Annotated in this window: 27 protein-coding genes; 17 read left to right on the top strand and 10 right to left on the bottom strand. The window is 71.5% G+C overall.

The window, feature by feature from the left end; genetic code table 11:
- Positions 1 to 6: 6 nt before the first annotated feature.
- Complete coding sequence (locus tag RM779_RS14225; protein WP_077061699.1) at positions 7 to 474, bottom strand: MerR family transcriptional regulator; 468 nt, start codon at positions 472 to 474, stop codon at positions 7 to 9.
- A 139-nt stretch (positions 475 to 613) separates the two neighbouring features.
- On the opposite strand from RM779_RS14225, the gene RM779_RS14230 reads away from it, so the two are divergent.
- The 3 genes from RM779_RS14230 to RM779_RS14240 all read left to right on the top strand — a co-directional run bounded on the left by RM779_RS14230 (position 614) and on the right by RM779_RS14240 (position 2,763).
- A complete protein-coding gene (locus RM779_RS14230; RefSeq protein WP_311618046.1) occupies positions 614 to 1,429 on the top strand; it encodes a serine hydrolase domain-containing protein in 816 nt (271 codons plus the stop codon).
- Between the two features lie 77 nt (positions 1,430 to 1,506).
- Positions 1,507 to 2,208, top strand: a complete 702-nt coding sequence (locus RM779_RS14235) for a bleomycin resistance protein (RefSeq protein WP_311618047.1) — start codon at positions 1,507 to 1,509, stop codon at positions 2,206 to 2,208.
- A gap of 102 nt (positions 2,209 to 2,310) precedes the next feature.
- Positions 2,311 to 2,763 (top strand): hypothetical protein, encoded by a 453-nt coding sequence (locus RM779_RS14240; protein ID WP_311618048.1) that lies wholly within the window; start codon positions 2,311 to 2,313, stop codon positions 2,761 to 2,763.
- 26 nt (positions 2,764 to 2,789) lie between these two features.
- Here the strand turns inward: RM779_RS14240 and RM779_RS14245 are convergent, their stop codons facing one another.
- Both RM779_RS14245 and RM779_RS14250 read right to left on the bottom strand, forming a co-directional pair.
- A complete protein-coding gene (locus RM779_RS14245; RefSeq protein WP_311618049.1) occupies positions 2,790 to 4,367 on the bottom strand; it encodes a hypothetical protein in 1,578 nt (525 codons plus the stop codon).
- Between the two features lie 182 nt (positions 4,368 to 4,549).
- Complete coding sequence (locus RM779_RS14250; protein ID WP_311618050.1) at positions 4,550 to 5,227, bottom strand: pirin family protein; 678 nt, start codon at positions 5,225 to 5,227, stop codon at positions 4,550 to 4,552.
- A gap of 75 nt (positions 5,228 to 5,302) precedes the next feature.
- Here RM779_RS14250 and RM779_RS14255 point away from each other — a divergent pair, with 75 nt between their 5' ends.
- The 5 genes from RM779_RS14255 (at position 5,303) to fabF (ending at position 10,187) form a co-directional block, all read left to right on the top strand.
- Entirely contained in the window at positions 5,303 to 6,484 is a 1,182-nt protein-coding gene (locus RM779_RS14255) for a PucR family transcriptional regulator (RefSeq protein WP_311618051.1), read from the top strand.
- An 88-nt stretch (positions 6,485 to 6,572) separates the two neighbouring features.
- Positions 6,573 to 7,535, top strand: coding sequence for an ACP S-malonyltransferase (locus tag RM779_RS14260; protein ID WP_311618052.1), 963 nt, complete (start codon positions 6,573 to 6,575; stop codon positions 7,533 to 7,535).
- Positions 7,532 to 8,530: a beta-ketoacyl-ACP synthase III gene (locus RM779_RS14265; RefSeq protein ID WP_311618053.1), complete on the top strand. Its 999-nt coding sequence runs from the start codon at positions 7,532 to 7,534 to the stop codon at positions 8,528 to 8,530. The genes RM779_RS14260 and RM779_RS14265 overlap by 4 nt, the downstream gene beginning before the upstream one ends.
- Positions 8,531 to 8,588: 58 nt before the next feature.
- On the top strand, positions 8,589 to 8,837 hold the full coding sequence (locus RM779_RS14270) for an acyl carrier protein (protein ID WP_077061690.1): 249 nt from the start codon (positions 8,589 to 8,591) through the stop codon (positions 8,835 to 8,837).
- Positions 8,838 to 8,924: 87 nt separating this feature from the next.
- Positions 8,925 to 10,187: a beta-ketoacyl-ACP synthase II gene (gene fabF, locus RM779_RS14275; RefSeq protein WP_311618054.1), complete on the top strand. Its 1,263-nt coding sequence runs from the start codon at positions 8,925 to 8,927 to the stop codon at positions 10,185 to 10,187.
- A gap of 86 nt (positions 10,188 to 10,273) precedes the next feature.
- On the opposite strand, the gene RM779_RS14280 is transcribed toward fabF, so the two are convergent.
- Positions 10,274 to 11,206 carry a beta-ketoacyl-ACP synthase III gene (locus tag RM779_RS14280; protein ID WP_311618055.1) on the bottom strand — a complete coding sequence of 311 codons (933 nt, stop codon included), beginning with the start codon at positions 11,204 to 11,206 and terminating at the stop codon, positions 10,274 to 10,276.
- Between the two features lie 45 nt (positions 11,207 to 11,251).
- On the opposite strand from RM779_RS14280, the gene RM779_RS14285 reads away from it, so the two are divergent.
- A complete protein-coding gene (locus tag RM779_RS14285) occupies positions 11,252 to 11,905 on the top strand; it encodes a TetR/AcrR family transcriptional regulator (RefSeq protein WP_311618056.1) in 654 nt (217 codons plus the stop codon).
- 116 nt (positions 11,906 to 12,021) lie between these two features.
- Here RM779_RS14285 and RM779_RS14290 read toward each other — a convergent pair whose 3' ends face one another.
- Entirely contained in the window at positions 12,022 to 12,516 is a 495-nt protein-coding gene (locus tag RM779_RS14290; RefSeq protein WP_077061685.1) for a DUF3145 domain-containing protein, read from the bottom strand.
- 243 nt (positions 12,517 to 12,759) lie between these two features.
- Here RM779_RS14290 and RM779_RS14295 point away from each other — a divergent pair, with 243 nt between their 5' ends.
- The 7 genes from RM779_RS14295 (at position 12,760) to mmsB (ending at position 21,102) form a co-directional block, all read left to right on the top strand.
- Positions 12,760 to 13,653, top strand: coding sequence for an SGNH/GDSL hydrolase family protein (locus RM779_RS14295; protein ID WP_311618057.1), 894 nt, complete (start codon positions 12,760 to 12,762; stop codon positions 13,651 to 13,653).
- A gap of 131 nt (positions 13,654 to 13,784) precedes the next feature.
- Positions 13,785 to 14,951 (top strand): mandelate racemase/muconate lactonizing enzyme family protein, encoded by a 1,167-nt coding sequence (locus tag RM779_RS14300; protein ID WP_311618058.1) that lies wholly within the window; start codon positions 13,785 to 13,787, stop codon positions 14,949 to 14,951.
- Positions 14,948 to 15,967: a zinc-dependent alcohol dehydrogenase gene (locus RM779_RS14305; RefSeq protein WP_311618059.1), complete on the top strand. Its 1,020-nt coding sequence runs from the start codon at positions 14,948 to 14,950 to the stop codon at positions 15,965 to 15,967. Before RM779_RS14300 ends, RM779_RS14305 begins: the two co-directional genes overlap by 4 nt.
- A gap of 64 nt (positions 15,968 to 16,031) precedes the next feature.
- Positions 16,032 to 17,060, top strand: coding sequence for a hypothetical protein (locus RM779_RS14310; protein ID WP_311618060.1), 1,029 nt, complete (start codon positions 16,032 to 16,034; stop codon positions 17,058 to 17,060).
- Between the two features lie 6 nt (positions 17,061 to 17,066).
- Positions 17,067 to 18,170 (top strand): multiple monosaccharide ABC transporter substrate-binding protein, encoded by a 1,104-nt coding sequence (gene chvE / locus RM779_RS14315; protein WP_394813299.1) that lies wholly within the window; start codon positions 17,067 to 17,069, stop codon positions 18,168 to 18,170.
- Positions 18,171 to 18,218: 48 nt separating this feature from the next.
- Positions 18,219 to 19,877: an ATP-binding cassette domain-containing protein gene (locus RM779_RS14320; protein ID WP_311618062.1), complete on the top strand. Its 1,659-nt coding sequence runs from the start codon at positions 18,219 to 18,221 to the stop codon at positions 19,875 to 19,877.
- A 1-nt stretch (position 19,878) separates the two neighbouring features.
- Positions 19,879 to 21,102 (top strand): multiple monosaccharide ABC transporter permease, encoded by a 1,224-nt coding sequence (gene mmsB / locus RM779_RS14325; RefSeq protein ID WP_311618063.1) that lies wholly within the window; start codon positions 19,879 to 19,881, stop codon positions 21,100 to 21,102.
- An 8-nt stretch (positions 21,103 to 21,110) separates the two neighbouring features.
- On the opposite strand, the gene RM779_RS14330 is transcribed toward mmsB, so the two are convergent.
- Entirely contained in the window at positions 21,111 to 22,301 is a 1,191-nt protein-coding gene (locus tag RM779_RS14330; RefSeq protein ID WP_311618064.1) for an IS110 family RNA-guided transposase, read from the bottom strand.
- A gap of 278 nt (positions 22,302 to 22,579) precedes the next feature.
- Here RM779_RS14330 and RM779_RS14335 point away from each other — a divergent pair, with 278 nt between their 5' ends.
- Positions 22,580 to 23,680 carry an aldose epimerase family protein gene (locus RM779_RS14335; RefSeq protein WP_311618065.1) on the top strand — a complete coding sequence of 367 codons (1,101 nt, stop codon included), beginning with the start codon at positions 22,580 to 22,582 and terminating at the stop codon, positions 23,678 to 23,680.
- Positions 23,681 to 23,693: 13 nt separating this feature from the next.
- Here RM779_RS14335 and RM779_RS14340 read toward each other — a convergent pair whose 3' ends face one another.
- From RM779_RS14340 to RM779_RS14355, 4 genes are all read right to left on the bottom strand, one after another.
- Positions 23,694 to 24,095, bottom strand: coding sequence for a hypothetical protein (locus RM779_RS14340; RefSeq protein WP_311618066.1), 402 nt, complete (start codon positions 24,093 to 24,095; stop codon positions 23,694 to 23,696).
- Complete coding sequence (locus RM779_RS14345) at positions 24,092 to 24,325, bottom strand: hypothetical protein (RefSeq protein WP_311618067.1); 234 nt, start codon at positions 24,323 to 24,325, stop codon at positions 24,092 to 24,094. Before RM779_RS14345 ends, RM779_RS14340 begins: the two co-directional genes overlap by 4 nt.
- Positions 24,326 to 24,387: 62 nt before the next feature.
- Positions 24,388 to 24,972, bottom strand: a complete 585-nt coding sequence (locus RM779_RS14350) for a hypothetical protein (protein ID WP_311618068.1) — start codon at positions 24,970 to 24,972, stop codon at positions 24,388 to 24,390.
- Positions 24,969 to 26,684, bottom strand: coding sequence for a PHP domain-containing protein (locus RM779_RS14355; protein ID WP_311618069.1), 1,716 nt, complete (start codon positions 26,682 to 26,684; stop codon positions 24,969 to 24,971). Before RM779_RS14355 ends, RM779_RS14350 begins: the two co-directional genes overlap by 4 nt.
- Positions 26,685 to 26,696 lie beyond the last annotated feature (12 nt).

A 26,696-nucleotide genomic window follows, 5' to 3' on the forward strand; every position in this document is an offset into this window, starting at 1 on the left:
GGTGGTTCAGTGCCTTTCCTGCGCCTTGGGGGCGTCGCTGTAAAGCGCGATCTTGAAGTCGAGAACGGTCAGGGCGTCGTGCAGCTCCCCGATGCGGCGCAGCACGCCCTGCCGGGTCGCGGCCAGCAGGGCCCGGCGCTCGGGGTAGGTGTGGTCGCCCTGCCGCACCAGGTCGGCGTAGCGGACCATGTCCGCCACGGCCATGCCGGTCAGCCGCAGCTTGTTGACGAAGGTGAGCCATTCCAGGTCGGTATTGCGGTAGCGCCGCTGGCCGGTGTGCGAACGGTCGATGTGCGGCATCAGGCCGATCCGCTCGTACCAGCGCAGCGTGTGGACGCTCAGCCCGGTGTGCGCGGCCACCTCGCTGATCGTGTAGCGGTCCTGCCCGTCCGGGCGCGGGTGGGGGCGCTCGGCCGACGCGCAGTGGTCGGTGGTCTCCTCCAGCTCGGGTACGGCATGCTGTGTCACGGTCATAGGTGCACGCTAAAGAGTTGGAGTGCACTCCAGGCAAGCCGCAACGTAACTTTTCCCGCGCCGCCCGCTCGCCCCCCGCCGCTCGCTCGCCTGCCGCCCGCTCGTCGCCGCCCCCGCCGCCCGCGTTACGCTCGGGGCCATGCGCAGCCTGGAGTTGATCGACAGCTGGCCCGTGTCCACCGCCGCCGCTGCCGTGGTCACCGCCGACGGCCGCACCTTTGCCCGCGGCCCCGCGGCGCGGCCGTTCCCGCTGGCCTCCGTCACCAAGCCGCTGGCGGCGTACGCGGTGCTGATCGCCGTGGAGGAGGGGGCGACGGAGCTGGACGAGCCGGCGGGCCCGCCCGGCGCCACCGTGCGCCACCTGCTGGCGCACGCCTCAGGACTCGCCTTCGACGAGCACCGCGTGGTGGCGGAGCCCGGCACGCGGCGCCTGTACTCCAACTCCGGGTTCGAGGTGCTGGGCGACCACGTCGCCAAGGCCACCGGCATGCCGTTCGCGGAGTATCTGCGGCAGGCGGTGCTCGACCCGCTGGGCATGACGGGCACCGGCCTGCCCGGCTCGCCCGCGAAGGACGGCGTCGCCACGCTGGACGACCTGAGCCGGTTCGCCGCGGAGCTGCTGACCCCGCGGCTGCTGGCGCCGCAGACGCTGGCGGAGGCCACCGCGGTGGTCTTTCCCGGGCTGAGCGGGGTGCTGCCCGGCTTCGGCCACCAGCGGCCGAACGACTGGGGTCTCGGCTTCTCGCTGCGGGACCACAAGTCCCCGCACTGGACGGGCGCCACGTCCTCGCCCGGCACGTTCGGGCACTTCGGCCAGTCCGGGACGTTCCTGTGGGTCGATCCGGCCGTGCGGGCCGCCTGCGTGGTGCTGACCGACCGGGCCTTCGGCCCGTGGGCCGCCGAGGCGTGGCCCGCGTTCACCGACGCGGTGCTGGCGGAGCTGCCCGCGGCCTGAGCACGTTCCGGTGCCGCGGCCCGCGGGGGCCGCGGCACTGAGGGCCGCAACTAATCAAACTTGACTAGACTGACCGGGTGACTGAGAAGATGATTCCTCTCCTCCCCTGCCGCACCATTCAGCCCGTGGTCGACTTCTACACCGCCCTCGGCTTCGAGGTGACCTACCTCCAGAAGAGTCCCTACGCGTACGCCGTGGTCGAACGGGGCGCCATGGAGCTCCAGTTCTTCGCCATGAAGGAGTACGACCCGGCCGCGTCCTACAGCGGCTGCTACATCCTGACCGACGAGGTCGACGCGCTGCACGAACGGTTCCGCGCCGGCTGGAAGGCGGCGTTCGGCAAGGTCCCCGCCCGGGGTCTGCCCCGCATGGGGCCGGTGCGGGAAATGTCCTACGGGGTCAGGCAGTTCATCATGACCGGCCCCGGGGGCAACAGCATCCGCATCGGACAGCCGAACGGCGGCGGCCCCGACCACGCGCCGCCGCCGAAGGAAACGTTCGCCCGCGCGCTGCACTTCGCCGAGACCTTCGCCGACTCCAAGGAGGACCTCGATGCCGCCGTCAAGGTCCTCGACCGCGTGCTGGCCCTGCGGAACGAGAAGCCCACCGCCGTTCAGCGCTTCCGCATCCTGGTCCTCCGCGGCGACCTCGCCCACCGCCTCGGCCGGGACGAAGAGGCCGCAGACTGGCTGGCACAAGCCGCCGAAGTCCCCCTCGACGAGGCGGAACGGGCCACCGTCACCGACGAAACCCGCCGCCTCGCCGAGCTGCGGCAGTAGTCGGCACGATGCCCACCGTACTGGTGAACGGCCTCCCGGGGGCCGGGAAGACGACCCTGGCCAGGGCGCTGGCGGACGAGCTGGAGCTGCCGCTGTTCGCCAATGTCCGCCAAGAACACCGTGAAGGAGACCCTGGCGGACGGCCTGGCACGGGTGCGGCCCGCGGGACTCGGCCCGCAGGAGTGGAGTCGCGGGCTGGGCGCGGCCGCGGCCGAGACGCTGTGGACGCTGCTCGGCGAAGCGCGCGGCCGGGCCGTCCTGGAAAGCCCGTGGCTCGCGCACCTGCGTCCGCAGGTCCTGGCCGGGCTGCGGCGCGCCGGCGTCGCACCGGCCGGGACGCACGAGGTGTGGTGCGAGGTGCCGGTGGAGCTGGCGCGGGCGCGTTTCACCGCGCGCGCCGGCGCGCGGCACGGCGTGCACGCCGCGGGCAGCGGGGCGACCGACGAGGAGTGGCGGTTCTGGGCGCGGCACGCACAGCCGCTCGCCCTGGGCACGGTGCACCGCGTGGACACCTCCGTTCCGGTCGACGTGGCCGCCCTGGTCCGCCTGATGTGATGGCGGGCCGGGGGGCCTGGGACGGGTCAGATGCCGGTTTCCTCGGTCAGGTCCTCCAGGTCCTGCAGGTCGGGCCACAGGAGGTCCTGCTCGGTGGTGTACGAGCACCAGGTGTAGATGTAGTCGGCGTCGAGTCCGGTGGTCTCGGCCAGGTTGCTGGCGGACAGTTCGGGCGAACGGTGCAGGAAGTGGTAGTCACCCGCCGGGAGTTCCAGCGTGGTGCTGGGATAGTCGATGTTCGCCGTGCACGAGTCCGTGCCCGGGTCCGTCGGGTAGATGGAGCAGTCCGGGCAGGGCGCCACCGTCTCGCTTCCGGTGCGCGGCCCGGTCCACAGCAGCTCCAGCTCGTTCGGCGAGTCGTTCAGCACCTCGACGATCACGGTCGCGCCGCCCCCGCCGGAGCCGGGCGCGGGCGGCAGTTCCTCGCCCGCGGCCGGGAGTTCGGCCGCGATCTGGGCGGCGATCAGGATGTCCCCGGCGTGCCCGGCGCGGTCGTGCTCCGGGTGGTCCGTCACCAGCTCGGTCAGCGAGGTCTCGGCTCCGGTGTAGTCGCCGGAGAGGAACCGCGCGCTGCCGCAGGCGAACAGGCCGTCCGGCACCGGCGCCTCGCCCCCGGCCGCCAACTGGCCGAACTCGTCCCCCGGCAGTGCCGCCAGCAGCGTGTTGTAGCCCCGCAGCTCCTCGAGCGACTCGCAGGGCGCGTCCCCGGCCAGCCCGTCGACGGCCGTGTCCCGCAGGCCGCCCAGCTCCTCGGCGAGACCCGTGGCGTACGGGGACTCCGGGTGGTCGTTGAGCAGTTCGCCGAACGGCTCCTCGGCGCCCGTCATGTCCGCCTGCCCGGTCCGCGCGATCCCGCAGCCGTGCAGCGGCTCCGGGAGGTCGCCGCCCGCCCGTTCGGCCAGCCGTCCGGCCTCCGGGCCCTCGAAGTCGTCCGGCAGGTCCTGGAAGAAGCGCAGCGGCGCGAGCGCCGCGCAGGCGTCCTCCCCCGGCCGCTCCGCGGTGGCCCGGCCGTAGAGCGCGTCGAGCCGGTCGGGCACCTCGGCCGCCGCGTCGGTGTCCGGGTGGTCGCCGCGCACGGCCAGGTACTCGGTGAGGGCCGAGCGGTAACGGTCCTCCGCGCCGTCGAACGACGAGCCGCCGGCCCGTTCGACCAGCCCGTCCGCCGCGGTCAGCCGGTCCTGGAGCGCGCGTTCCAGGGCCCGTTCCTGCGCGTCGTTGAACAGCACGGTGCCGCTGACGGGCAGCGCGAGCAGCAGCACCCCGGCCGTCACCGGCGTCAGCAGGGCGCGGCGGCCGGGGGCCGCGGGGCGCGCCAGCCGCCACGCGTCGGCGGCGAGGACCAGGAGACCGGCCGCGTACAGCACGGCCCACCACCCGGACATGCCCTCGGCCGGCACCGGGAGGGCGACGAACAGCAGGACACCGGTCAGCAGCCAGGCGGCCACCGCCCGCCGCCAGTGCCGCAGGTACAGGTAACCGGCGCCCAGACCGCTGAGGTTGAGCAGTGCCGCGGTGGCCGCGACGCCACGGTCCCTGGGCAGGCCGACGGTGGGCGGTTGCGGGGGCGGCGGGGGGATCGGTCTGTCGCTGCCTAAGACGGTCATCTCGGTCTCCTCGTGCGCTCGCTCGGGAACGGTGGCGCGCGGCCGTACGCGCCGCGGGTGCGTGCGGCGGGTCTGCCGTGGGGTCTGCCCGTAGGGTCTGCCGTGGGTACCCGCAAAGAAACCGACGGTGACGGGCGGGCGCGCGGTTCCCGCGGGCGCGCATCCTTCCGGGGCCGCGGCGGTCAGCGCGCCCCGCCGACGCTCCCCAGCTCCCACACCAGCAGCTCCGCCGGGCCCTCCGCGGCGCACAAGGCCAGTTCGCCGGCCCCCGTCAGCCGCGCCGCGTCGCCCGCCGACAGCCGTTCGCCACCGCCCAGGAGCGCGGCACCGCGCACGGCGTGCACGTAGACCAGCGGCGCCGCGGGCACCGCGGTGCGCTCGCCGGCGGCCAGCCGCCGCACGTGCAGCACCGCGTCGGTGCGCGGCAGCGCGTACGGGGTGCCGTCCGCGATGCCGCGGACCACCTCGTACTCCGGCTCGCCGCCCGCACGGTCGGGAATCAGCCACATCTGCACGAAACGCAACGGCTCCTCGCCCGCGTTGCGTTCGGCGTGCCTGGTGCCGGAGCCCGCGGTCAGCCGCTGCACGTCGCCGGGACCGATGACCGTGGCCCGCCCCTCGGCGTCCTCGTGGCGCAGCCGCCCCTCGGCCACCCAGCTGACGATCTCCACGTCCCGGTGCGCGTGCGGCGGGAACCCGGCGCCGGGCGCCAGGCGTTCCTCGTTGCAGGCCGTCAGCGCGCCGAAGCGCACGTTGTCCGGATCGTAGAAGGCGCCGAAGGAGAACGCGTGCCTGGTGTCGATGCCGGCGGCCGGGTCGCCGCCGCGGTAACGCATGTCCGCGCGCCGTACCTGAAGCATGGAATCACCGTATCCGTCGGCCGCACCCACCCCCGCCGGGTATGAGCGGACGGGAAATGAGGCAGGCTGGTCCCCGTGTCCGATGCCGATGATGAAAAACAGGCGCACGCCGCCACGGTGCGCAGACTGGAGCAGTCCTCGGGAAAGCTGGCCGCCGCCGCGATCGCGCGCATGGACGACCAGTTGCCCTGGTACCGCGCCATGCCCCCGGAGAACCGCTCCTGGATCGGGCTCGTCGCCCAGGCCGGAATCGCCGCGTTCACCGAGTGGTTCCGGCACCCGGACACCCCGCAGGCCATCAGCACCGACGTCTTCGGCACCGCCCCGCGCGAGCTGACCAGGGCGATCACACTGCGGCAGACGGTGGAGATGGTGCGCACCACCATCGAGGTCGTGGAGGCAGCGGTCGACGAGCTGGCCATCCCCGGCGGCGAGAGCGCGCTGCGCAACGCGCTGCTCGTCTACGCCCGCGAGATCGCGTTCGCGACCGCGCAGGTGTACGCGCAGGCGGCCGAGGCGCGCGGCGCCTGGGACGCGCGTCTTGAGTCGCTGGTGGTCAACGCCGTGGTCTCGGGCGAGGCCGACGAGAGCGACGTCTCGCGGGCCGCCGCCCTGGGCTGGAAGGCTCCCGAACATGTGACGGTGGTGCTGGGCAACGCGCCGAACGGCGACAGCGAGCTGACCGTCGAGGCGATCCGCCGGGCCGCCAGGTACGCCAAGCTCCAGGTGCTCACGGGCGTGCTGGGCAAGCGGCTCGTGGTCATCGCCGGCGGCAGTGACGACCCGGTGCAGGCCGCGAAGGCGCTGATCGGCCCGTTCGCGTCCGGGCCCGTGGTGGCCGGGCCGCTCGTCGGCGACCTGCTGGCGGCGACCCGCTCCGCGCGGGCCGCCGCGGCCGGGCTGCGCGCCTGCGCCGCCTGGCCGGACGCGCCCCGCCCCGTGCTCGCGGACGATCTGCTGCCCGAGCGCGCCATGGCGGGCGACCCGGCGGCCAGGACCCTGTTGGTGGAGGAGATCTACAGACCGCTCCAGGAGGCGGGCTCCGCGCTCCTGGAAACGCTGAGCGTCTATCTGGAACAGGCCAGCAGCCTGGAGGGTGCCGCCAGGATGCTTTTTGTGCACCCCAACACCGTTCGCTACCGGCTCCGGCGCGTGACCGATGTCACCGGATGGCCCCCATCGGACGTCCGATCGGCCTTCACCCTGCGCATCGCGCTCATGCTCGGTCGCCTCGCCGACGAAGAACTCCGCTCATAGGTTTTGTTCGGCTTCGACAAATCCCTCGACGGTTCTTCGTTCTCGCCGCCACCGGCGGTGAGCGCCGCCTACGGGAGAGAGTGAGAGCGTGCTCGTACTCGTCGCTCCCGGCCAGGGCTCCCAGGCACCTGGCTTTCTGAACCCGTGGCTCGAACTGCCCGGCGTGGCCGACCGCCTGCGCGGCTGGTCCGACCTCGTCGGCCAGGACCTCATCCGGCTCGGCACCAAGGCCGACGCCGATGAGATCCGGGACACCGCGGTCGCCCAGCCGCTGCTGGTCGCCGCCGCGCTCGTGTCCGCCACCGCGCTGTTCGACGACGAGGCGCTGCCCGCGCCGAGAGCGGCCGTGGGGGCCGTCGCCGGGCACAGCGTCGGCGAGCTGGCCGCGGCGGCCATCGCCGGCGTCTTCTCGGCGGAGGACGCCATGACGCTGGTGCGCCGCCGTTCGCAGGCCATGGCCGAGGCCGCGGCCGTCTCCGAGACCGGGATGTCCGCCATCCTCGGCGGCGACCCGGACGCGGTCGCCGCGCGCCTGGCCGAGCTGGACCTGACCCCGGCGAACAACAACGGCGGCGGGCAGATCGTCGCCGCGGGCACCCTGGAGCAGCTGGCCGTGCTGGCCGCCGACCGGCCGGACCGGGCGCGCGTCAGGCCGCTGAACGTGGCCGGCGCGTTCCACACCCGGCACATGGCGCCCGCCGTGGCCGATATGGAAGCCGCCGCCGCGGGCATCACCCCGGGAACGCCGGGCATACGTTACGTGTCCAACGCCGACGGCGGCGTGGTGACGGACGGCGCGGAGGTCGTGCGGCGGCTGGTGTCCCAGATCTCCAGCCCCGTGCGCTGGGACCTGTGCATGGAGACGTTCTCCCGCCTGGGTGCCACCGCCATCGTCGAGCTCTGCCCGGGCGGCACGCTGACCGCCCTGGCCAAGCGCAATCTGCCCGATGTCTCCCGGGTGGCCGTCAAGGGCCCGGATACCCTGGCCGCGGCCCGCGAGCTGATCGCCGCGCACGCCGCGCAGGCCGCCGAACAGGAGCATGGAGCATGACCGCCTCACTCAACGCCCGGCAGGGGGCGCCGTTCGCGCGCATCCTCGGTGTCGGCGGCTACCGGCCGACGCGGGTCGTCCCGAACGAGGAGATCCTGAAGCACATCGATTCCTCGGACGAGTGGATCAGGTCCCGTTCCGGCATCGCGACCCGGCACTGGGCCGACGAGGACGAGACCGTGGCGGAGATGGCGCTGGCCGCCTCGGGCAAGGCCATCGCCGACGCCGGGATCACCGTGGAGCAGGTGGACGCGGTGATCGTCTCGACCGTCTCGCACTTCTCGCAGACCCCGTCGGTCGCCACCGAGATCGCGCACCGGCTCGGCGCGGTCCGGCCGGCCGCGTTCGACATCTCGGCGGCGTGCGCCGGCTTCGGCTACGGGCTGACCATCGGCACCGGCCTGATCGTGGCGGGCAGCGCGCGCCACGTGCTGGTCATCGGCGTCGAGCGGCTGTCCGACCTGACCGACAGGACGGACCGTTCCACGGCCTTCCTGTTCGGGGACGGCGCGGGCTCGGTCGTGCTCGGCCCCTCGCAGCAGCCGGCGATCGGCCCCACCGTGTGGGGCTCCGAGGGCGACAAGGCCGGCGCCATCGGCCAGACGGTGCCCTGGGACCGGTACCGGCCGGGGGACAAGTTCCCCGCGCTGCGGCAGGAGGGCCAGACGGTCTTCCGCTGGGCGGTGTTCGAGATGGCCAAGGTGGCGCAGGAGGCTTTGGACGCCGCCGGGATCACCGTGGATCAACTGGACGCCTTCATTCCGCACCAGGCAAACATGCGGATCATCGACTCGATGGTGAAGGCGCTCAAACTGCCGGACCACGTGGCGGTCGCCCGCGACGTGGAGACCACTGGCAACACCTCGGCCGCCTCCATTCCGCTCGCCATGGAGCGGATGCTGGCGACCGGGCAGGCCAAGAGCGGGGACACCGCGCTCGTCATCGGCTTCGGGGCGGGTCTCGTCTACGCCGCGACGGTCGTTACGCTCCCCTAAGCAAGATCCCATCACCATCCACGCGGTATCCCACCGCAGCATGAGAAGGAGCGCCGCAATGGCTGCCACCAGGGAAGAGATCGTCGCCGGTCTCGCCGACATCGTGAACGAGATCGCCGGCATCCCCAACGACGAGGTGACCGAGGACAAGTCGTTCACCGACGACCTCGACGTCGACTCGCTGTCCATGGTCGAGGTCGTCGTGGCCGCCGAGGAGCGCTTCGGCGTGAAGATCCCGGACGACGACGTCAAGGGTCTGAAGACCGTGGGCGACGCCGTCGGCTACATCGAATCGCACCAGAGCTGACCCCGTCCCTGTTCACCCACAGCGCGTGTCGCCACCCCCGGGGGTGGCGCTGCACCACCATCCCCGACTAGCGGAGTAATGATTCCTGTGAACGCGACCAATCGAACGGTGGTTGTCACCGGTGTCGGCGCAACCACACCGCTGGGTGGCGACAGCGCGTCGACGTGGGAGGGCCTGCTCGCGGGCCGCTCCGGCGTCAGCAACATCACCGAGGACTGGGCGGCAGACCTGCCGGTACGCTTCGCCGCCTCCGCCGCCGTCGACCCGGCGGACGTGCTGCCGCGTCCCCATGCCCGACGGCTCGACAGGACCGCCCAGTTCGCGCTGCTCGCCGCCCGGGAGGCGTGGGCCGACGCCGGGTTCACCGCGCGGGCGGGCGAGGACGACTCGGCGGACCCGACGCGCGTCGGGGCGGTCATCGCCTCCGGCATCGGCGGTGTCACCACGCTGCTGGAGCAGTACGACATCCTCAATCACCACGGTCCGCGGCGCGTCTCCCCGCACACCGTGCCCATGCTGATGCCGAACAGCCCCTCGGCCAACGTGAGCCTGGAGTTCGGCGCGCAGGCGGGCGTGCACACGCCGGTCAGCGCCTGCGCCTCGGGCGCGGAGGCGGTGGGCTACGCGGGCGAGATGATCCGCACCGGCCGGGCCGACGTGGTGGTCGCGGGCGGCACGGAAGGGTGCATCCACCCGCTGCCGATCGCCGCCTTCGCCAACATGATGGCCATGTCGAAGGACAACGACGACCCCCAGGGCGCGTCCCGCCCTTACGACATCGGGCGCAACGGCTTCGTCCTCGGCGAGGGCGCCGGTGTGGTCGTGCTGGAGTCCGCCGAGCACGCCGCGCGCCGCGGGGCCCGCGTCTACTGCGAGATGCTGGGGCAGGGCCTGTCGAGCGACGCCCACCACATCGCGCAGCCGGAGCCGACCGGGCGCGGCATCGCCGCCGCCATGCGGAATCTGCTGGACGGCACGGACCTCAAGCCCGAACAGCTCACGCACCTCAACGCGCACGCCACCTCGACCCCGCAGGGCGACATCGCGGAGATCAAGGCGCTGCGGCACGTGCTCGGCGAGGATCTGGACCACGTGGCGATCTCCGCCACCAAGTCGATGACGGGCCACCTGCTGGGCGGCGCCGGCGGTGTCGAGACGGTCGCCACCGTGCTCGCGCTGCACCACCGCACGGCCCCGCCGACGATCAACGTCTCCGAGCTGGACCCGGAGGTCGACGCGGACGTGGTGCGGGACGGCCCGCGGGCGCTGCCCTCGGGCACGATCGCCGCGATCAACAACTCGTTCGGGTTCGGCGGGCACAACGTGGTGCTCGCGCTGCGCACCGTCTGACGCGCACGGCGGCACCGGCAAGCGCCGACGGCCCGCGCCCGGCTCCTCCGCGTCCGCGCCGGGGCGGGCCTTCGCCGTGCTGCGGCTCAGGGGCAGCGCACGACCTGCCCGGCCCAGGAGAGGCCGCCGCCGAACGCGAAGAGGAGCACCGGGGCGCCCGCCGGGACGGCACGGCGCTCCACGAGCTTGGCCAATGCCAGCGGAACGGACGCGGCCGAGGTGTTCCCCGACTCCACCACGTCCTGCGCGACGACCGCCTGCGGCGCGTCCAGCTGGCGGACCAGGGCCTCGATGATCCGCAGGTTCGCCTGGTGGGTGACGATCCCGGCCAGGTCGTGCGTGCCGATCCCGGCCCGTTCGCAGGCCTCGCGGGCGAACGGGGCCAGCTCCGTGGTGGCCCAGCGGAAGACGCTCTGCCCGTCCTGCGCGAACCGCGGCTGCCAGGCGTCCCGCATCCGCACCGTGTCCCGCCTGGCCGGGTCGGACCCCCACACCACCGGGCCGATGCCGTCCGGCTCGCCCGCGCTGACGACGGCCGCGCCCGCGCCGTCGCCGAGCAGCACACAGCTGGTGCGGTCGCTCCAGTCGGTGACGTCGGACATCTTCTCGGCGCCGATGACGAGGGCGTGCCGTGCCGCACCGGCCCGGACGGTGTGGTCGGCGGTGGCCAGGGCGGTGGTGAACCCGGCGCAGCCGTTGTTGAGGTCGAAGGCGACGGCGTCCGGTATGCCGAGGCGGCCGGCGACCTGGGCGGCGATGGACGGCACCCGGTCGATGGCGCTGCACGTCGCGACGATCACCTGCCCGATGGCCGCGGGGTCGATCCCGGACCCGGCCAGCGCCTTGCCCGCCGCGGCCGCCGCCAGGTCCGTCACCGACTCGTCGCGGGCGATGCGGCGAGCGGAGATGCCGGTGCGCCGGACGATCCACTCGTCGCTGGTGTCGACCAGCCGCGTCAGGTCCTCGTTGGTCATCACGTGCTCCGGCTGATGGTGGCCGAGAGCGGAGATTCGCGTCATGCAAGCAATATAGCTACCGATCGGTCGGACTCTATAGTGAACGGCATGAGTCCCCGTCACTCCGCCGCGGAGGCGGCCCGCACACGCGAGCGCATCATCGAACGCGGACTCGACCTCGCCTCCGTGGAGGGGCTCGAAGGACTCACGATCGGCCGCCTCGCCGCGGGGCTCGGCATCAGCAAGTCCGGCCTGCTGGGGCACTTCGGCACCAAGCAGGCCCTCCAGCTCGCCGCGCTTGAGCGGGCCGCGGTCATCTTCAACGCCGAGGTCTGGCGGCCGGCCGCGGGCGCCGCGCCCGGTCTGCCGCGGCTGCGCGCGGTGTGCGAGGCGTGGATCTCCTACCTCGCCCGCGGGGTATTCCCCGGCGGGTGCCCGTTCGTCAGCTCCACCTTCGAGCAGGACGGCCGCAGCGGTCCGGTGCGGGTCCTGCTCCAGCGGCAGTTCCACGCGTGGAACCGGCGGCTGACGGCCGAGGTCCGCACCGCGGTGGCGAACGGCGGCCTGCCGCGGGGAACGGACCCGGCGCAGCTGGTCTTCGAGCTGTACGGGGTGATGATGAGCCTCAACCACGCGATCCAGCTGCACGGCGACGACGCCGCGACGACCCGCGCCACCACGGCGGTCACCCGCCTGCTCCCCCGGGAAGGGCCGACCGCCCGCCCCGTTCGGCCGGCGTCCGGCGGGAAGCCGGCCAGGTAGGAGGCGGGCACCCTTCTCCCCGGTGTCCACCGCGAAGCTCGGGCCGGAGCCGCCGGAACGGGTGGCCGCCGCCTTGACCGCGAACCCGGTCGGCGGCGGCCCGCTGCCCGGCGCTGTCAGACCACTTGGTGAAGCCAGCGGACCGGCGCACCGTCCCCCGCGTGCCGGAAGGGCTCAAGCTCGTCGTCCCAGGGTTTGCCGAGCAGCCGGGCGATCTCGGCCGCCAGGTCGCTCTCCCCGGTCTCGGCCCGGGCGGCGGCGGCACGCAGCCGGTCCTCGGGGATCATGATGTCGCCGTGCACTCCGGTCACCGCGTGGTAGATCCCCAGCTCCGGGGTGCAGCTGTACCGTTCGCCCTCGGCCGCGGCCGACGGGTCGGCGGTGACCTCGAAACGCAGCAGGTGCCAGCCGCGCAGCGCGGAGGCCAGCTTGGAGGCGGCGGCGGCCTCCCCCTGCCAGGACAGCTCGGCCCGCCAGGTGCCGGGCGACGCCGGCTGTCTGGTCCAGTCCAGACTGACGCGGGCGCCGAGGACTCCGGCCACGGCCCATTCGATGTGCGGACACAGTGCGCGCGGGGCGGAGTGCACATACAGAACACCGCGTGTCGTCATCGGGACCTCCACTCTTCCCAGCCTGCGCCCACCGCGATCCTCAAGGCGCCCCCGATGGCCCCGACGTCGCGCACGAACAGTAAACAGCATTCACGCCATATCTCGGCAAACTGGACAGCGTGTGACGTGCGGTCATCTTCTACTCTTGATGTGGGCGCACGTCGGGCGCCGCCCCTGCCAGGACCCAAGCTACCGCCCCGCTCCGCCGCCACAAGGACGTCACCCAGAACACGAGGAGTCCGCATGCCGCCCCGCCGCCGCGCGCTCGCCCTGCCCGTCGCCGCCGTCGTACTGCTGGCGGGGTGCACCTCCGGCGGCGAGGACGGCTCCGAGGACACCGACCGCGGCGCGCCCGCCGGGAGCGGCGCGGAGCCCACACCGGCGCCGCAGTGGAACACCAGCCCCGAGTCCCTGGCGGCCATCGGCGACTCCATCACCCGCGCCTTCGACGCCTGTTCGCTGCTGTCCGACTGCCCCGAGGTCTCGTGGGCCACCGGGACCGACAGCGGGATGGCCAGCCTCGCGCAGCAGTTACTGGGCGACGAGGCGTCGGTGGCGGAGCGCTCGTGGAACCTGGCGGAGTCCGGCGCGCAGGCGGCCGATCTGCCGGCCCAGGCGCGGGAGGCCGTCGCCCACGAGCCGGCGCTGGTGACCGTCATGATCGGCGGGAACGACGCCTGCGCCCCGGATGTGGAGTCGATGACGCCGGTCGCGGATTTCCGCGCGTACTTCACCGAGACGGTGGACATCATCCGCGGCCAGTTGCCGCAGTCGCAGGTGTACGTGTCCAGCGTGCCGGACCTGATGCAGCTGTGGTCGGAGGGCAGTGACTCGATGCTGGCGCGCTCGGTGTGGCAGATGGCCAATATCTGCCCCTCGATGCTCGGCGACGCGGGCGACGATTCGGCCGCCGCCGAGGAGCGCCGCGAGGCGGTGCGCACGCGGGTGCAGGAGTACAACGAGGTGCTCGCCGAGGTGTGCGACGCGGACGTGCTGTGCCGGTACGACGGGGGCGCCGTCTTCGACTTCGACTTCACCTCCCACCACCTGAGCGACTGGGACTGGTTCCACCCGAGCCGGGAGGGCCAGTCGACGCTCGCGGCACTGGCCTACGAACAGGTCACGATGCAGGGCTAGCCACCCGGGTACGTGGGGTTCCCAAGCCGTGGGGCGGGGGGTAACCATTGACAGGTCACGCGCCCGCTCATTACGTTCTCGTCAGCATTTCGAACGGTTGACGAAATTTCGAACAGCGGAGGTTGACTCCCGTGCGCATCACCGGAATCAGTACGCATGTCGTCGGAACGCCCTGGCGGAACCTCACCTACGTCCAGGTCCACACCGACGAGGGGCTGACCGGAGTCGGGGAGACCCGCATGCTCGGCCGCACGGACGCCCTGATCGGCTACCTCAAGGAGGCGGAGGTCAACCACATCGCCGGGTCCGACCCGTTCGCCGTCGAGGACCTGGTGCGCCGCATGAAGTACGGCGACTACGGGCGCGCCGGGGAGATCGTCATGTCCGGCATCGCCTGCGTCGAGATGGCCTGCTGGGACATCAAGGGCAAGGCCCTGGGCGTGCCGGTGTGGCAGCTGCTCGGCGGCCGGGCCGACGTCTCGGACAACCGGGTCAAGGCGTACGCGAACGGCTGGTACACCGTCGAGCGCACCCCCGAGGCGTTCCACAAGGCGGCGCAGACCGTCGTCGAACGCGGCTACCGGGCGCTGAAACTCGACCCGTTCGGCACCGGCAGCTTCGAGCTGGACCACGCCGAGACGGTCCGTTCGCTGTCGCTGGTGGAGGCCGTCCGCGACGCGATAGGCCCCGAGGCCGAACTGCTGCTGGAGATGCACGGCCGCTTCTCCCCCGCGACGGCGATCCGGCTGGCCAGGGAGCTGGAGCCGTTCGCGCCCTCCTGGCTTGAGGAGCCGGTGCCGCCGGAGAACCTGAAGGCGCTGGCCAAGGTGGCGGAGAAGACGACACTGCCCATCGCCACCGGCGAACGCATCCACGACCGTATCGAGTTCCGCGAGCTGTTCGAGTCGCAGGCCGTCGACATCATCCAGCCCGACCTCGGCCACCTCGGCGGCATCGGCGAGATGCGCAAGCTCGCGGCCACCGCGGAGACCCACTACGTCCTGATGGCGCCGCACAACGTGGGCGGTTCTGTACTCACCGCGGCCAGCCTCCAGCTGGCGGGCTGCACGCCCAACTTCAAGATTCTCGAACACTTCAACGACTTCGCCGACGCCGAGATCAAGAAGGTCGTCAAGAACGCCCCGCAGGTCGTCGACGGCTACTTCACGCTCTCCGAGGCGCCAGGACTCGGCGTGGAGCTCGACACCGAGGCGGCGGCCGAGTTCCCGCAGCAGCAGGCGCGCTTCGACCTGTGGGCCGAGGACTGGCACAAGCGGGACGGGCAGGCCAAACGATGACGACCGGGCGCAGCGTCGTCGTCGAGGCGCCGCGGCGGCACCGGCTGGCGACGGCGGACCACCCGCCGGAGCCGGGCCCCGGCGAGGTGCGGGTGGCCGTGCACGCGGCCGGGGTGTGCGCGAGCGACCGCGAGGTGTACGAGGGCACCCGGGCGGACGGCTACGTGCGCTACCCCGTGGTGCCCGGGCACGAGTGGTCGGGAACGGTCGAGGCCGTCGGGCCCGGCACCGACCCGGCACTGGTGGGCGCGCGGACCGTCGGCGAGGGATTCCGCGCCTGCCAGGTCTGCGCGCGCTGCCGTTCCGGCGAGACGAGTCTGTGCACCGCGGGCTACGAGGAGACCGGCTTCACCCAGCCCGGTGCGTTCGCCGACCACCTCGTGCTGCCCGCGCGGCTGCTGCACCTGCTGCCCGACGACGCCGACCTGACCGCCGCGGCCCTCCTTGAGCCCGCCGCGGTGGTCGCGGCGGCCGTCCTGCGGGCCGCGCCGCGGCCCGCGGAGCGGGTGGCGGTGGTGGGCGCGGGCACGCTCGGCCTGCTCGCCGTCCAGCTGCTGGCCGCCTCCTCCCCCGCCGAACTGGTCGCCGTCGACCCGAGGGACCGGCCGGGCGAGCAGGCCCGTACGTTCGGCGCGGACCGGGCCGCGACCCCGGCGGAGGCCGCGGAGCTGCACGGCCGGTTCGACCTGGTGGTGGAGACCGCCGGCGCGCCCGGCACCGCGCGCGACGCCTGCCTGCTCGCCCGCCGCGGCGGGCGGGTGGTGCTGACGGGCCTGCCCGCGCCGGGCGCCCACGGCATCGACGCCGTCCACCTGTCGGTCAGCCAGCTCACCGTGGCGAGCGTGTTCGGGGCCCCGCCCGCCGCCTGGGCCTACGCGACGCGCGCCTTCGCCGCGGGCCTGCTGCGACCGGCCCCGCTGATCACGCACCGGCTTCCCCTCGAATCGTTCGGGGAAGCCGTCGAGCTCGTCGGTAGCGGCGACCCCGAAGTGGGCAAGGTCCTGCTGGAGCCCTAGGGCGCCGACCTCAACGATCCGAACCGCGTACGAGATTCCGAACCACCGCGAACACTGGAGCACCGTGTCTGAGTCCGCCCCCGCCCATCCCCGCCTTCCGGGCCAGGCCGCCCTGGCTTCGCTCGGCTACGCAGCCCCGGTGGCCGACCCCGCCGACGCATCGCCGCACGCTTTCCCCGACGGGGGCGGCTGGCGCACCGAAATACCGTCCGTGGAAGGCCCGGAGGCCCTTCACACCGTGCTGGCCGAGGCGGCCAGGCTCGACGTTCCCATCCACCGCATCAGCCAGGGCAGCGGCGTGTGGATGCTCACCGACGCGGAAATCACCGAGATGGTCGACGCGTGCGCCGCGGCCAACGTGGAGCTGTGCCTGTTCACCGGGCCGCGCGGCTCCTGGGACATCGGCGCCTCCACCCGCACCGCCTCGGGCGGCGGCGGCCTGCGCGCCCGCGGCCACGGCGCGGTGGCCGGCTGCGTCGAGGACGCGCTGCGCGCCGCCTCGCTCGGCGTCCGCTGCCTGCTGGTGGCCGACGAGGGCGTGCTGTGGGTGCTGCACCGGCTGCGGGACCAGGGCCTGCTGCCCGCGGACACGACGATCAAGGTCTCGGCTCTCATCGGCCCGGTGAACCCGGCGGCCGTCAGCGTTCACGAGGGGCTCGGCGCCGACTCCGTCAACATCCCCTCCGACCTCACGCTTGAGCACCTGACGGAGATCCGCCGGGCCACCCGCGTGCCCCTGGACTTCTACCTGGAGGCGCCGGACGATCTCGGCGGCTACGTGCGGATGTACGACGCCGCCGAGTTGATCCGCCGCGGCGCGCCGATCTATCTCAAGTTCGGCCTCAGCAAGGCGCCCGGCATCTATCCCTTCGGGGCCCACCTGCGCGACGTGACACTGAGTACCGCGAAGGAACGCGTGCGCCGCGGGCGCCTCGCCCTCGATCTGCTGGCCAGGCTCGGCGCCGACAGCGGCATGTCCCCGCTCGGCTCCCGCCTGCCCGGCCCGCTCAACCGTTTCACCGGCTCCATCGGCTCCGCTGGTTCTGTCGGCGTTGCTGGTTTTGATGAGGTTCCGCCTGCTGAGAGGTCGTGATTGCTCGTGTTCCGTGTGTCGGGTGTGGTCCGTGTGACGGCGTTGGCCGTGGTGCTGGGTCTGGGTGTGGCCGGGTGTGGCCAGGATTCGGGTGGGAGCCAGGAACGGGACCCGGACGAGGAGGGCGGCACGATCGGGATAGCGATGCCGACACGGTCCTCGGAACGGTGGATCGCGGACGGGGAGAACATGGTCCGCCTGTTCGAAGACGCCGGGTATGACACCGATCTGCAGTACGGCGAGAACCAGATCGAGAACCAGATCAGCCAGGTAGAGAACATGATCGCCCAGGGAGTCGACCTGCTGGTGATCGCGGCGATCGACGGCTCCTCCCTGGGCAACGTACTCCAGCAGGCAGCCGACGCCAGCATCCCGGTCGTCTCCTACGACCGGCTGCTGCTGGACAGTGAACACGTCGACTGCTACGCCACGTTCGACAACGAACAGGTCGGCCGCCTCCAGGGCCAGTACATCGTGGACGCACTGGGCCTGACCGAAGGCGGAAACGAAACCTTCACCATCGAACTGTTCGGCGGCTCCCCGGACGACAACAACACCCGCTACTTCTACGACGGCGCCATGTCCGTCCTGTCCCCGTTCATCGAATCCGGCCAGCTGACCATCCGCAGCGGCCAGAGCGACCTGAACGAGATCACCACCCAGGGCTGGAGCGGGGCCGAGGCCCAGGAACGGATGGACGACCTCCTCACCGCCGACTACCGCACCCAGCGCCTGGACGCCGTCCTCTCCCCCTACGACGGAATCTCCCTGGGCGTCCTGGCAGCCGTCAAAAGCGTCGGCTACGGCACCCCCGAACAGCCCTTCCCCATCGTGACCGGCCAGGACGCCGAAGTGGCATCCGTCCAGTCCATCATCGCCGGCGAACAGACCCAGACCGTCTACAAAGACACCCGCGAACTCGCACAGCAGGCCGTCGCGATGAGCGACGCACTCCTGAGCGGCCAGGAATGCGAAGCCAACGACACCGAAAGCTACGACAACGGCGTCAAAACCGTCCCCGCCTACCTCCTGGAACCGGTCAGCATCGACGCCGACAACTACCAGATCATGATCGAAGAAGGCTACTACAGCGAGGAAGACCTCGACTGACCCGGGCCGCGACCAACCAGCACGCAAACAACAACAGGAGTATGTGTGATGGGAAACCATGTCCTCGACATGCGCGGCATCGGCAAAACCTTCCCCGGCGTGCGGGCCCTGGACGGCGTCCACATGCAAGTGAAACACGGCGAAGTCCACGCCATCTGCGGAGAAAACGGCGCCGGGAAATCCACCCTGATGAAAATCCTCAGCGGCGTCCACCCCCACGGCACCTACGAAGGAGAATTCCTCTTCGAAAACACCCCCTGCGCTTTCAAAGACATCCGCGCCAGCGAACGGCGCGGCATCGTCATCATCCACCAGGAACTCGCCCTCATCCCCCACCTGTCCATCGCGGAGAACATCTTCCTCGGCAACGAACGCGCCTCACGCACCGGCATCATCTCCTGGCCGGACACCCTACGGGAAACCGAAACCCTGATGCGCCGGGTCGGCCTGGACAGCGAACACCCCCAAACCCCCGTCGCCGGCCTCGGCGTCGGCAAACAACAACTCGTCGAAATCGCCAAAGCCCTCGCCAAACGCGTGAAACTCCTCATCCTCGACGAACCCACCGCCGCCCTGAACGACGAAGACAGCACCAAACTCCTCACCCTCATCACCGGCCTCCGCGACCAGGGCATCCCCAGCATCCTCATCTCCCACAAACTCGGCGAAATCCGCCAGATCGCCGACTCCGTCACCATCCTCCGCGACGGCCGCACCGTGGAAACCCTCCCCGTCCGCCCCACCACCGGCGCACCCCCCACCATCTCCCAGGAACGCATCATCCGCGGCATGGTCGGCCGCGAACTCACCCACTACTACCCCCAACGCACCCCCTACACCGGACCCGACGCCGGCCACACCGCCCTCACCATCACCAACTGGACCGTCCGCCACCCCCTCGACACCACCCGCCGCGTCGTCGACTCGGTCTCCCTCAGCGTCGCCCACGGCGAAATCCTCGGCCTCGCCGGCCTCATGGGAGCCGGCCGCACCGAACTCGCCATGAACATCTTCGGCCGCTCCTGGGGCCGCTACGAAACCGGCACCATCCACATCCACAACCAACCCGTCTCCACCCGCACCGTCCCCGACGCCATCAACGCCGGCATCGCCTACGTCACCGAAGACCGCAAAACCTACGGCCTCAACCTCATCGACACCATCACCCGCAACATCACCATCGCCGCCCTCCCCAAAATCACCCGCCACCACCTCATCAACACCCACACCGAAACCGCCACCGCCGAACACTTCCGCACCACCATGAACATCAAAACCCCCACCGTCTTCGAACAAACCGGCCGCCTCTCCGGCGGCAACCAACAAAAAGTCGTCCTCTCCAACTGGATCAACACCCAACCCGACATCCTCATCCTCGACGAACCCACCCGCGGCATCGACGTCGGCGCCAAAGCCGAGATCTACACCGTCATCAACCAACTCGCCGCCCAGGGCAAAGCCATCATCCTCATCTCCTCCGAACTCTCCGAACTCCTCGGCATCTGCGACCGCATCGCCACCATGACCGCCGGCCGCCTCACCGGCACCCTCAACCGCACCGAAGCCACCCAAGAGGCACTCATGCACCTCATGACCCACACCCACACAGGCACCCACACCCACACCCACACAGACACCCACACCCACACCCACACAGGCACCGACACCCACACGGGCACCGACACCGAGCACCGCAAGGAAGGGTGACATGCCACAGGACACCACCCACCAGACCACCCCCACCCCCACCGGTCTGGCCCACCTCGTCCTCACCTCCCTGCGCACCAACATGCGCCAGTACGGCATGATCATCGCCCTGCTCGCCCTGCTGACCACCTTCCAGATATGGACCGGCGGAGACGTCCTCCTCCCCCGCAACGTCAGCAACATCATCAACCAGAACGGCTACATCCTCATCCTCGCCATCGGCATGATGATCGTCATCATCAACGGCCACATCGACCTCTCCGTCGGCTCCATCGCCGGATTCTCCGGAGCCGCCGCCGCCGTCATGATGCTCGAACACAACATGCCCTGGCCCCTCGCCCTCACCCTCGCCCTCACCATCGGCGCCGCCATCGGCGCCTGGCAAGGCTTCTGGATCGCCTACATCGGCCTCCCCTCCTTCATCGTCACCCTCGCCGGCATGCTCCTCTTCCGCGGAGCCACCCGCATCCTCCTCGAAGGCCGCACCTGGTCAGGACTCCCCCAAGGCTTCCAGGACATCAACCAGGGCTTCCTCCCCGAAACCGGCCCCCACACCAACTACCACAACCTCACCCTCCTCCTCGGCACAGCCGTCTGCGCCACCGTCCTCTGGCAGGAATGGCGCAAACGCACCCAACAACAGCAATACGACCTCACCCCCCTCCCCAAAAGCCTCTTCCTCCTCAAATGCGCCACCATCACCACCGCCATCATGGCCTTCACCCTCACCCTCGCCAGCTACCGCGGCACCCCCGTCGTCCTCCTCATCCTCGGCATCCTCCTCGTCCTCCTCAGCTTCATCATGCGCAACACCATCCTCGGCCGCCACATCTACGCCCTCGGCGGCAACCGCGCCGCAGCCCAACTCTCCGGCGTCAAACACAAACGCGTCACCATGGCCGTCTTCATCAACATGGGCACCCTCGCCGCCCTCGCCGGCTGCGTCTTCACCGCCCGCACCGGCACCGCCACCACCGGCGCCGGCAACCTCTTCGAACTCGAAGCCATCGCCGCCGCCTTCATCGGCGGCGCCTCCATGACCGGCGGCGTCGGCACCGTCCTCGGCGCCGTCATCGGCGGCCTCGTCCTCGGCGTCCTCGACAACGGCATGCAACTCCTCAAAATCGGCGAAGACTGGCAACAAGTCATCAAAGGACTCGTCCTCCTCCTCGCCGTCGCCTTCGACATCTGGAACAAACGCCGCGGCCTCACCACCACCTCCTAATGCTGTTGTCAAGCTGCGCTTGTGACAGGGAGTTCGCGTTGAAAGCACCGTCCGTCACGTATCAGGGCCCACAGGACGTTCACCCGACGCCGGGCCAGAGCGAGCACTGCCTGGGTGTGGCGTTTCCCTTCGGCACGCTTGCGTTCGTAGTAGCGACGCGACGCGTCGCAGCTGCGGATGCTGATGAGTGCGGAGGTGTAGAAGACGCGTTGCAGGCCGCGGTGGTAGCGCCGGGGGCGGTGGAGGTTGCCGCTGACGTTGCCGGAGTCTCGGGGAACCGGTGCGACTCCGGCGAAGCTGGCCAAGCGGTCGGAGCTGCCGAAGCGGCTCATGTCGCCGGCGGTGGCAGCGAGGAACTCGGCGCCCAGCAGCGGGCCGATGCCGGGCATGCTGGAGATCACTTCGGCGAGGTCGTGGTCGCGAAACCGGGCCGCAATGAGCTTGTCGATCTCGGCGATCTGCTCGTTGAGGCCCATCACCTCCTTCGCCAGGGTGTGGATCACCTGCGCGGTGATCTTCTCCCCGGGGACGGCGGTGTGCTGGCGCTCGGCAGCCTCCATAGCGGCCTCGGCCAGGGCTTCGGCACTACGGACCTTGCGGTTGTGCAGCCAGGTCTCCAGTCGCTTGCGGCCCGTCCGGCGCAGTGCGCCGGGGGTCTGGTAGCCGGTCAGCAGGACCAGCGGGCCGACGTTGCCCAGATCGATGGCTCGCTCCAACGCGGGGAAAATAGCGGTGAGTTGGCTGCGCAGGCGGTTGATCCGGCGCGTGCGGTCGGCGCTGAGGTCGCTGCGGCGGTCGGTGAGGACCCGCAGCTCGACGGCGAGCTCGTCGTCCGGCTGGATGACGGTCAGGTCCCGACGCATGCGGGCCTGGTCGGCGATGACGGTCGCGTCCTTGGCGTCGGTCTTGCCCATGCCTCGGTAACCGGCCGAGGCCCGGTTGACCGCAAGGCCGGGTATGTAGACGAGCCGCTGGCCGTGGTTGAGCAAAACGTTGATCCACAAGGTGGCCATGCCGTCGGCGACGTCGACCGCCCAGACGGCGTCTTCGTCGATGGCCAGCACGTCGGCGAGCAGGTTCAGCAGTTCCGGCTCGTCGTTCAGGACCCGCCTGGACAGCAGTCGCTTGCCCTCGGCGTCCAGCACCACGCAGTGGTGGTGGGTCTTGCCGATGTCCGTGCCCGCCCAGATCTGGGCCACCTGTTCCTCCGGTCGTTCGATGCTGCTGTTCGTCCGGACGACCTCGCCAGCGTGGTCCTACTCAGCGATCACCCCGAGGGGCCCGCAGCTCCTAATCAGCGGCCGAGTCGTCGTGAGACACCGGGCGGCCAGGTGTCGGGAGCCATCGACGGCAACCACCTGAAAGCCATACCCGGTGTCTCTGGATCTCTGGACCTTACGACGGCCCGTCCGACCCACCAACAACGTAGGACCACCTGACTACCTGACAACTGACCACCATCAGGAGCCCAGCACCCATGCCCACCACAGGACACGACACCGCCGAGCCGACCGCCGCGGCAGCCGACGGCGCACCCCGGCGGGAGCCCTTCGGCCGGCTGGCCGACGGCACCGAGGTGCACCGCTGGACGCTGTCCCGCGGCGGCACCAGGCTTCGGGTGCTCAGCTACGGCGGGATCGTGCAGTCCCTTGAGGTGCCCGACCGCGACGGGCGTGCCGCCAACGTGTCCCTCGGCTTCGACCGCCTCGACCCGTACGTGGCGGACTCGCCCTACTTCGGCGCGCTGATAGGCCGTTACGGCAACCGCATAGCGGAGGGCCGTTTCACGCTCGACGGCGCCGAGTACCGACTGCCGGTCAACGACGGCCCCAACAGCCTGCACGGCGGGGACATCGGTTTCGACAAGCGGGTGTGGGACGTCACACCGTCCGCACCGGCCACGCTGACGCTGCGCTACATCAGCCCGGACGGCGAGATGGGCTATCCGGGCACGCTGGACGTCGAGGTCGAGTACGCGCTCGGCGAGCGCGGCGACTTCCGCATCGACTACCGCGCCACCACGGACGCGCCCACGGTGGTCAACCTGACCAGCCACGTGTACTTCAACCTCGCGGGCGAGGGCAGCGGCGGCATCCACGACCACCGCCTGAGCCTGCCCGCGAGCCGTTACACCCCCGTCGGGGAGACGCTCATCCCCACCGGGGAGCCGGCCACCGTCGAGGGCACCCCGTTCGACTTCCGGCGCGCGAAGACCATCGGGGACGACCTGCGCGCGGGGCACCGGCAGTTGCTCCACGCGCAGGGGTACGACCACAACCTGGTGCTGGACAAGGGCAGCACGCCCGAGCCGGAACGGGCGGCGACGCTCTACGATCCGTCGTCGGGCCGGCTGATGACGGTGTCGACGACCGAGCCCGGCGTGCAGTTCTACAGCGGCAACTTCCTGGACGGCACGCTGGTGGGCACGTCGGGGCGGACCTACCGGCAGGGCGACGGGCTGTGCCTGGAGACCCAGCACTTCCCCGACTCGCCGAACCGGCCCGACTTCCCCAGCACCGTGCTGCGGCCCGGTGACACCTACCGCTCCACCACCGTGCACTCCTTCACCGTGCGGTGACCGGCGGCCGCGGTCAGGGCAGCAGCTCGATCGCGATGGCGGGGTAGAGCGTCCGCAGTGGCCCGGGAGCCGTGGTGATCACGGGCCACTGCCGGGCGGCGGCGAGATAGGCGACGTGCCCGGGGGTGGTCGCGGCGGGGCGGTGCGCGGACCGCAGGATGCCGGACCCGACCGCCTGCGACTCATCCAGCGCGGCGAACGTCACGAGCGGGAAGCGCATGATCGTGGTGAGTGCGTCCCGGCCGTGCGGATGCAGGTCGGCCGCCGCGTCGGCCACGCAGGACGCAGGCGCGAGCAGCGGGATGACGTGCTGGTGCGCCGTTTCGAGGAGCGCCCGCATGAAGAGATCGCCGCGGGCCGCGGCGACCAGCGCCGAGGTGTCCAGAATCCGCCCGCCTATGGCGTCGGCCGTCACGCGGCGTCGAGACCGAGCGTGCGCTCCGCCCACTTCCTGTGCTCGGGTCCTGTCCCCTCGTCGCCGAACAGCCGCCGCAGGGTCTCGGTGACCTCCGCGGTCTCCTCGTCCCGGCGCAGCAGCTCCTGGATGTGGCCGGAGACGCTGGGGATGCGCCCGGCGGCCTCGGCCGCCTTCAGTCGCCTCAGCTGGTCCTCGGGCAGGGAGATCGCCGTCTTCCGCATGGTCATACTTCAGTAGTACCACGTCCGGGGCCGGGTGAACCACCCGGCCCCGGGCCGCCGTGACGCGGTCAGGCGCGCGCGCCGCAGCAGGGGTGCGGATCGGGTATCTCGAACGGGACGTACTGGCCGCCGCGCGCGGGCATCAGGCGCAGCAGCAGCGTTCCGTCGCGCACCTCCGGCCGCACGTGGCCGCGGGTGTCCAGCACGGCGGAGGCCGGCGGGACCGTGCCGCCCAGCGCCTCGGCGCGGGTGATCGCCGTCCGCGCGAACACTTCGCCCAGGCTGAGGCTGCCGGTCAGCAGCCGCCAGCCGGGGAAGAGTACCGCCCGGCCGGTCCCGGCCGCCGCCGCGGCGGCGCCCGCGGCGGCTCCTGCCGCGCGGGCCCCCGCGCGCCGCTCCCCCCACACCGCGGCGACGCCCCCGCCCGCGGCGTCCTCGCCCGCGGCGCCGTCGCGCAGCCGGTCGAAGACCGGGCGCGCGGCGGCGTCGTCGGGCAGCGTCAGGGACAGCACGACGCGCGGCTCGGGGTCGCGCAGCGGGTGGGTGCAGCCGTGGGTGCCGTCCGGCAGCGGCAGCCGTTCCGCGAGCCGGTGCAGCAGGTGGTCGGCCTCCCGCGCGGTCCGCGCGCCGCCGTCGAGACCGATCACGGTCACTCGGGCAGCACCCAGATCGGGTTGGAGTAGAACCACAGGTCCTCCCACGGGTCGGCGTCGCCCAGCACATCGAGCGCGGGTCCTGCCGGGTCCACGTCCGAGCCGTTCAGGCCGGGCTGGCTGCGGTTGCCGTCGGTGCCGCGGACGCGGACGTAGGCGGGGCGCTCGACCCGGCCGAGCCGGTAGGTCAGCCGGACGGTGCCGGTGGACTCGTTCACCTCGAAGGACTTCACGACCTTCGTCTCCGGCGCGGACATGGCGTCCTGGTCGTCGATCCGGCCGGTGACCGCGCCCCTGATGACGTCCACCCGGGCCAGCCGCGGCACGAACTGCGCCCAGTTGGGCCCGTTCGCCAGCGAGATCTCCAGCACCAGCTCGACGTTGGTACCGCGCCTGACGTGCAGCGAACCGCCCAGCGTCGCCGAACGGTTGCCGCCGCGCAGCTGCGCGTCCAGGCCCGAGATCAGCCCCCCGTGGTCGACCCAGATCCGGCCCTCACGGATGCCCTCCATGACGGCGGCGTAGGAGAAGTCGCGGGCGCCGACGTGCGTGCGGCTGTACTGGCCCGGCCAGAAGTCGCCGGCCGTCAGGTTGAGTCCGGAGCCCGCGTACACCGGGTCGTCGTGGTAGCCGTTCGCGTCGTAGTCGGAGCCCTCCGGCCGGGCGGAGGTGTCGCCGTAGTTGCTGTGCGAGTCGGAGTTGGCGGTGATCCACCACGGCTTGCCCTCGGCGAGCAGGCTGTCCCACAGCCCGCCGACGGTCGCGGTCATCCAGTCGAAGCCGCCCCAGGTGCGGTAGCTCTCCGCCGGGTAACCGGGGAACGAGTTGGCGTCGGGGCTTGAGGTGTAGAAGCCGCGCCCGCTGCCCGAGCCGTGCGGCGCGGGAATACCGGCGGCCTGGTGGCCGGGGGCGCCCTCGAAGCCAACGGCGATCCGCGGCTGCGCGTCGCGCCAGCCGCGGATCTCGTGCGGGGAGTCGATGCCCTTGCGCGAGGGGTGGTTGGCGAGCATCAGGGCGTCCTTGACCTTGCGCCGCCGCACCTGCTCGGCGAGGAAGTCGAGGCCGGAGATGGCCAGGGCCTCGTTGCGCGGGGTGCTGTCGGTGGCGTCGTTGACGCCGCCGTCGTAGTCGGTCTCGAACTGCTTGAGCACCGAGACCTCGTGGCGGCCCGGGTGGACGAAGACGGTGGCGTGTTCCGCGGCCGGGATGTTCCACTCCAGGCCCTGGAAGACGAGCGTGTCCTCGTACACCTCCCGCGCGTGCCGGATGTCGGGGTTGACGCGTTCGACGCCGATGCGGGAGTGGTTGACGTTGCCGTGGTCGGTGATGACCATCCAGTCCAGGCCGTATCTCGCACCGTTGCCGACCTGGTCGACCACCCGGTACATGGCGTCCGGGCTGTACTGGGTGTGGATGTGGTGGTCGCCGGCCAGCCAGTGCAGCCGCCCGCGGCCGTTGCCGCCGCGGCCCGCCGGTGCGGCCTGCCGGGAGGCGGCCGCGGCCGGCACGGCGGCGCCCAGAACGCTCGCCCCCGCGGCACCGGCACCCAGCAGGCCGGCGCGGCGCAGCATCGTGCGGCGGGTCAGCTGGTCGGGGCTCAACTCGCTGTCGGGCACCGCCGGGTCCATGGCCGCGGGCAGCGGTCCGGCCTCCGCCGCGTGGTCGTGATCGTGGTGATGGTGGTGGTGTCCGTGTCCGTGGCTGTGGCCCATGGCGTCGCTCCC

The sequence above is a fragment of the Streptomyces johnsoniae genome, assembly GCF_031845565.1.
Lineage (GTDB): Bacteria > Actinomycetota > Actinomycetes > Streptomycetales > Streptomycetaceae > Streptomyces > Streptomyces johnsoniae.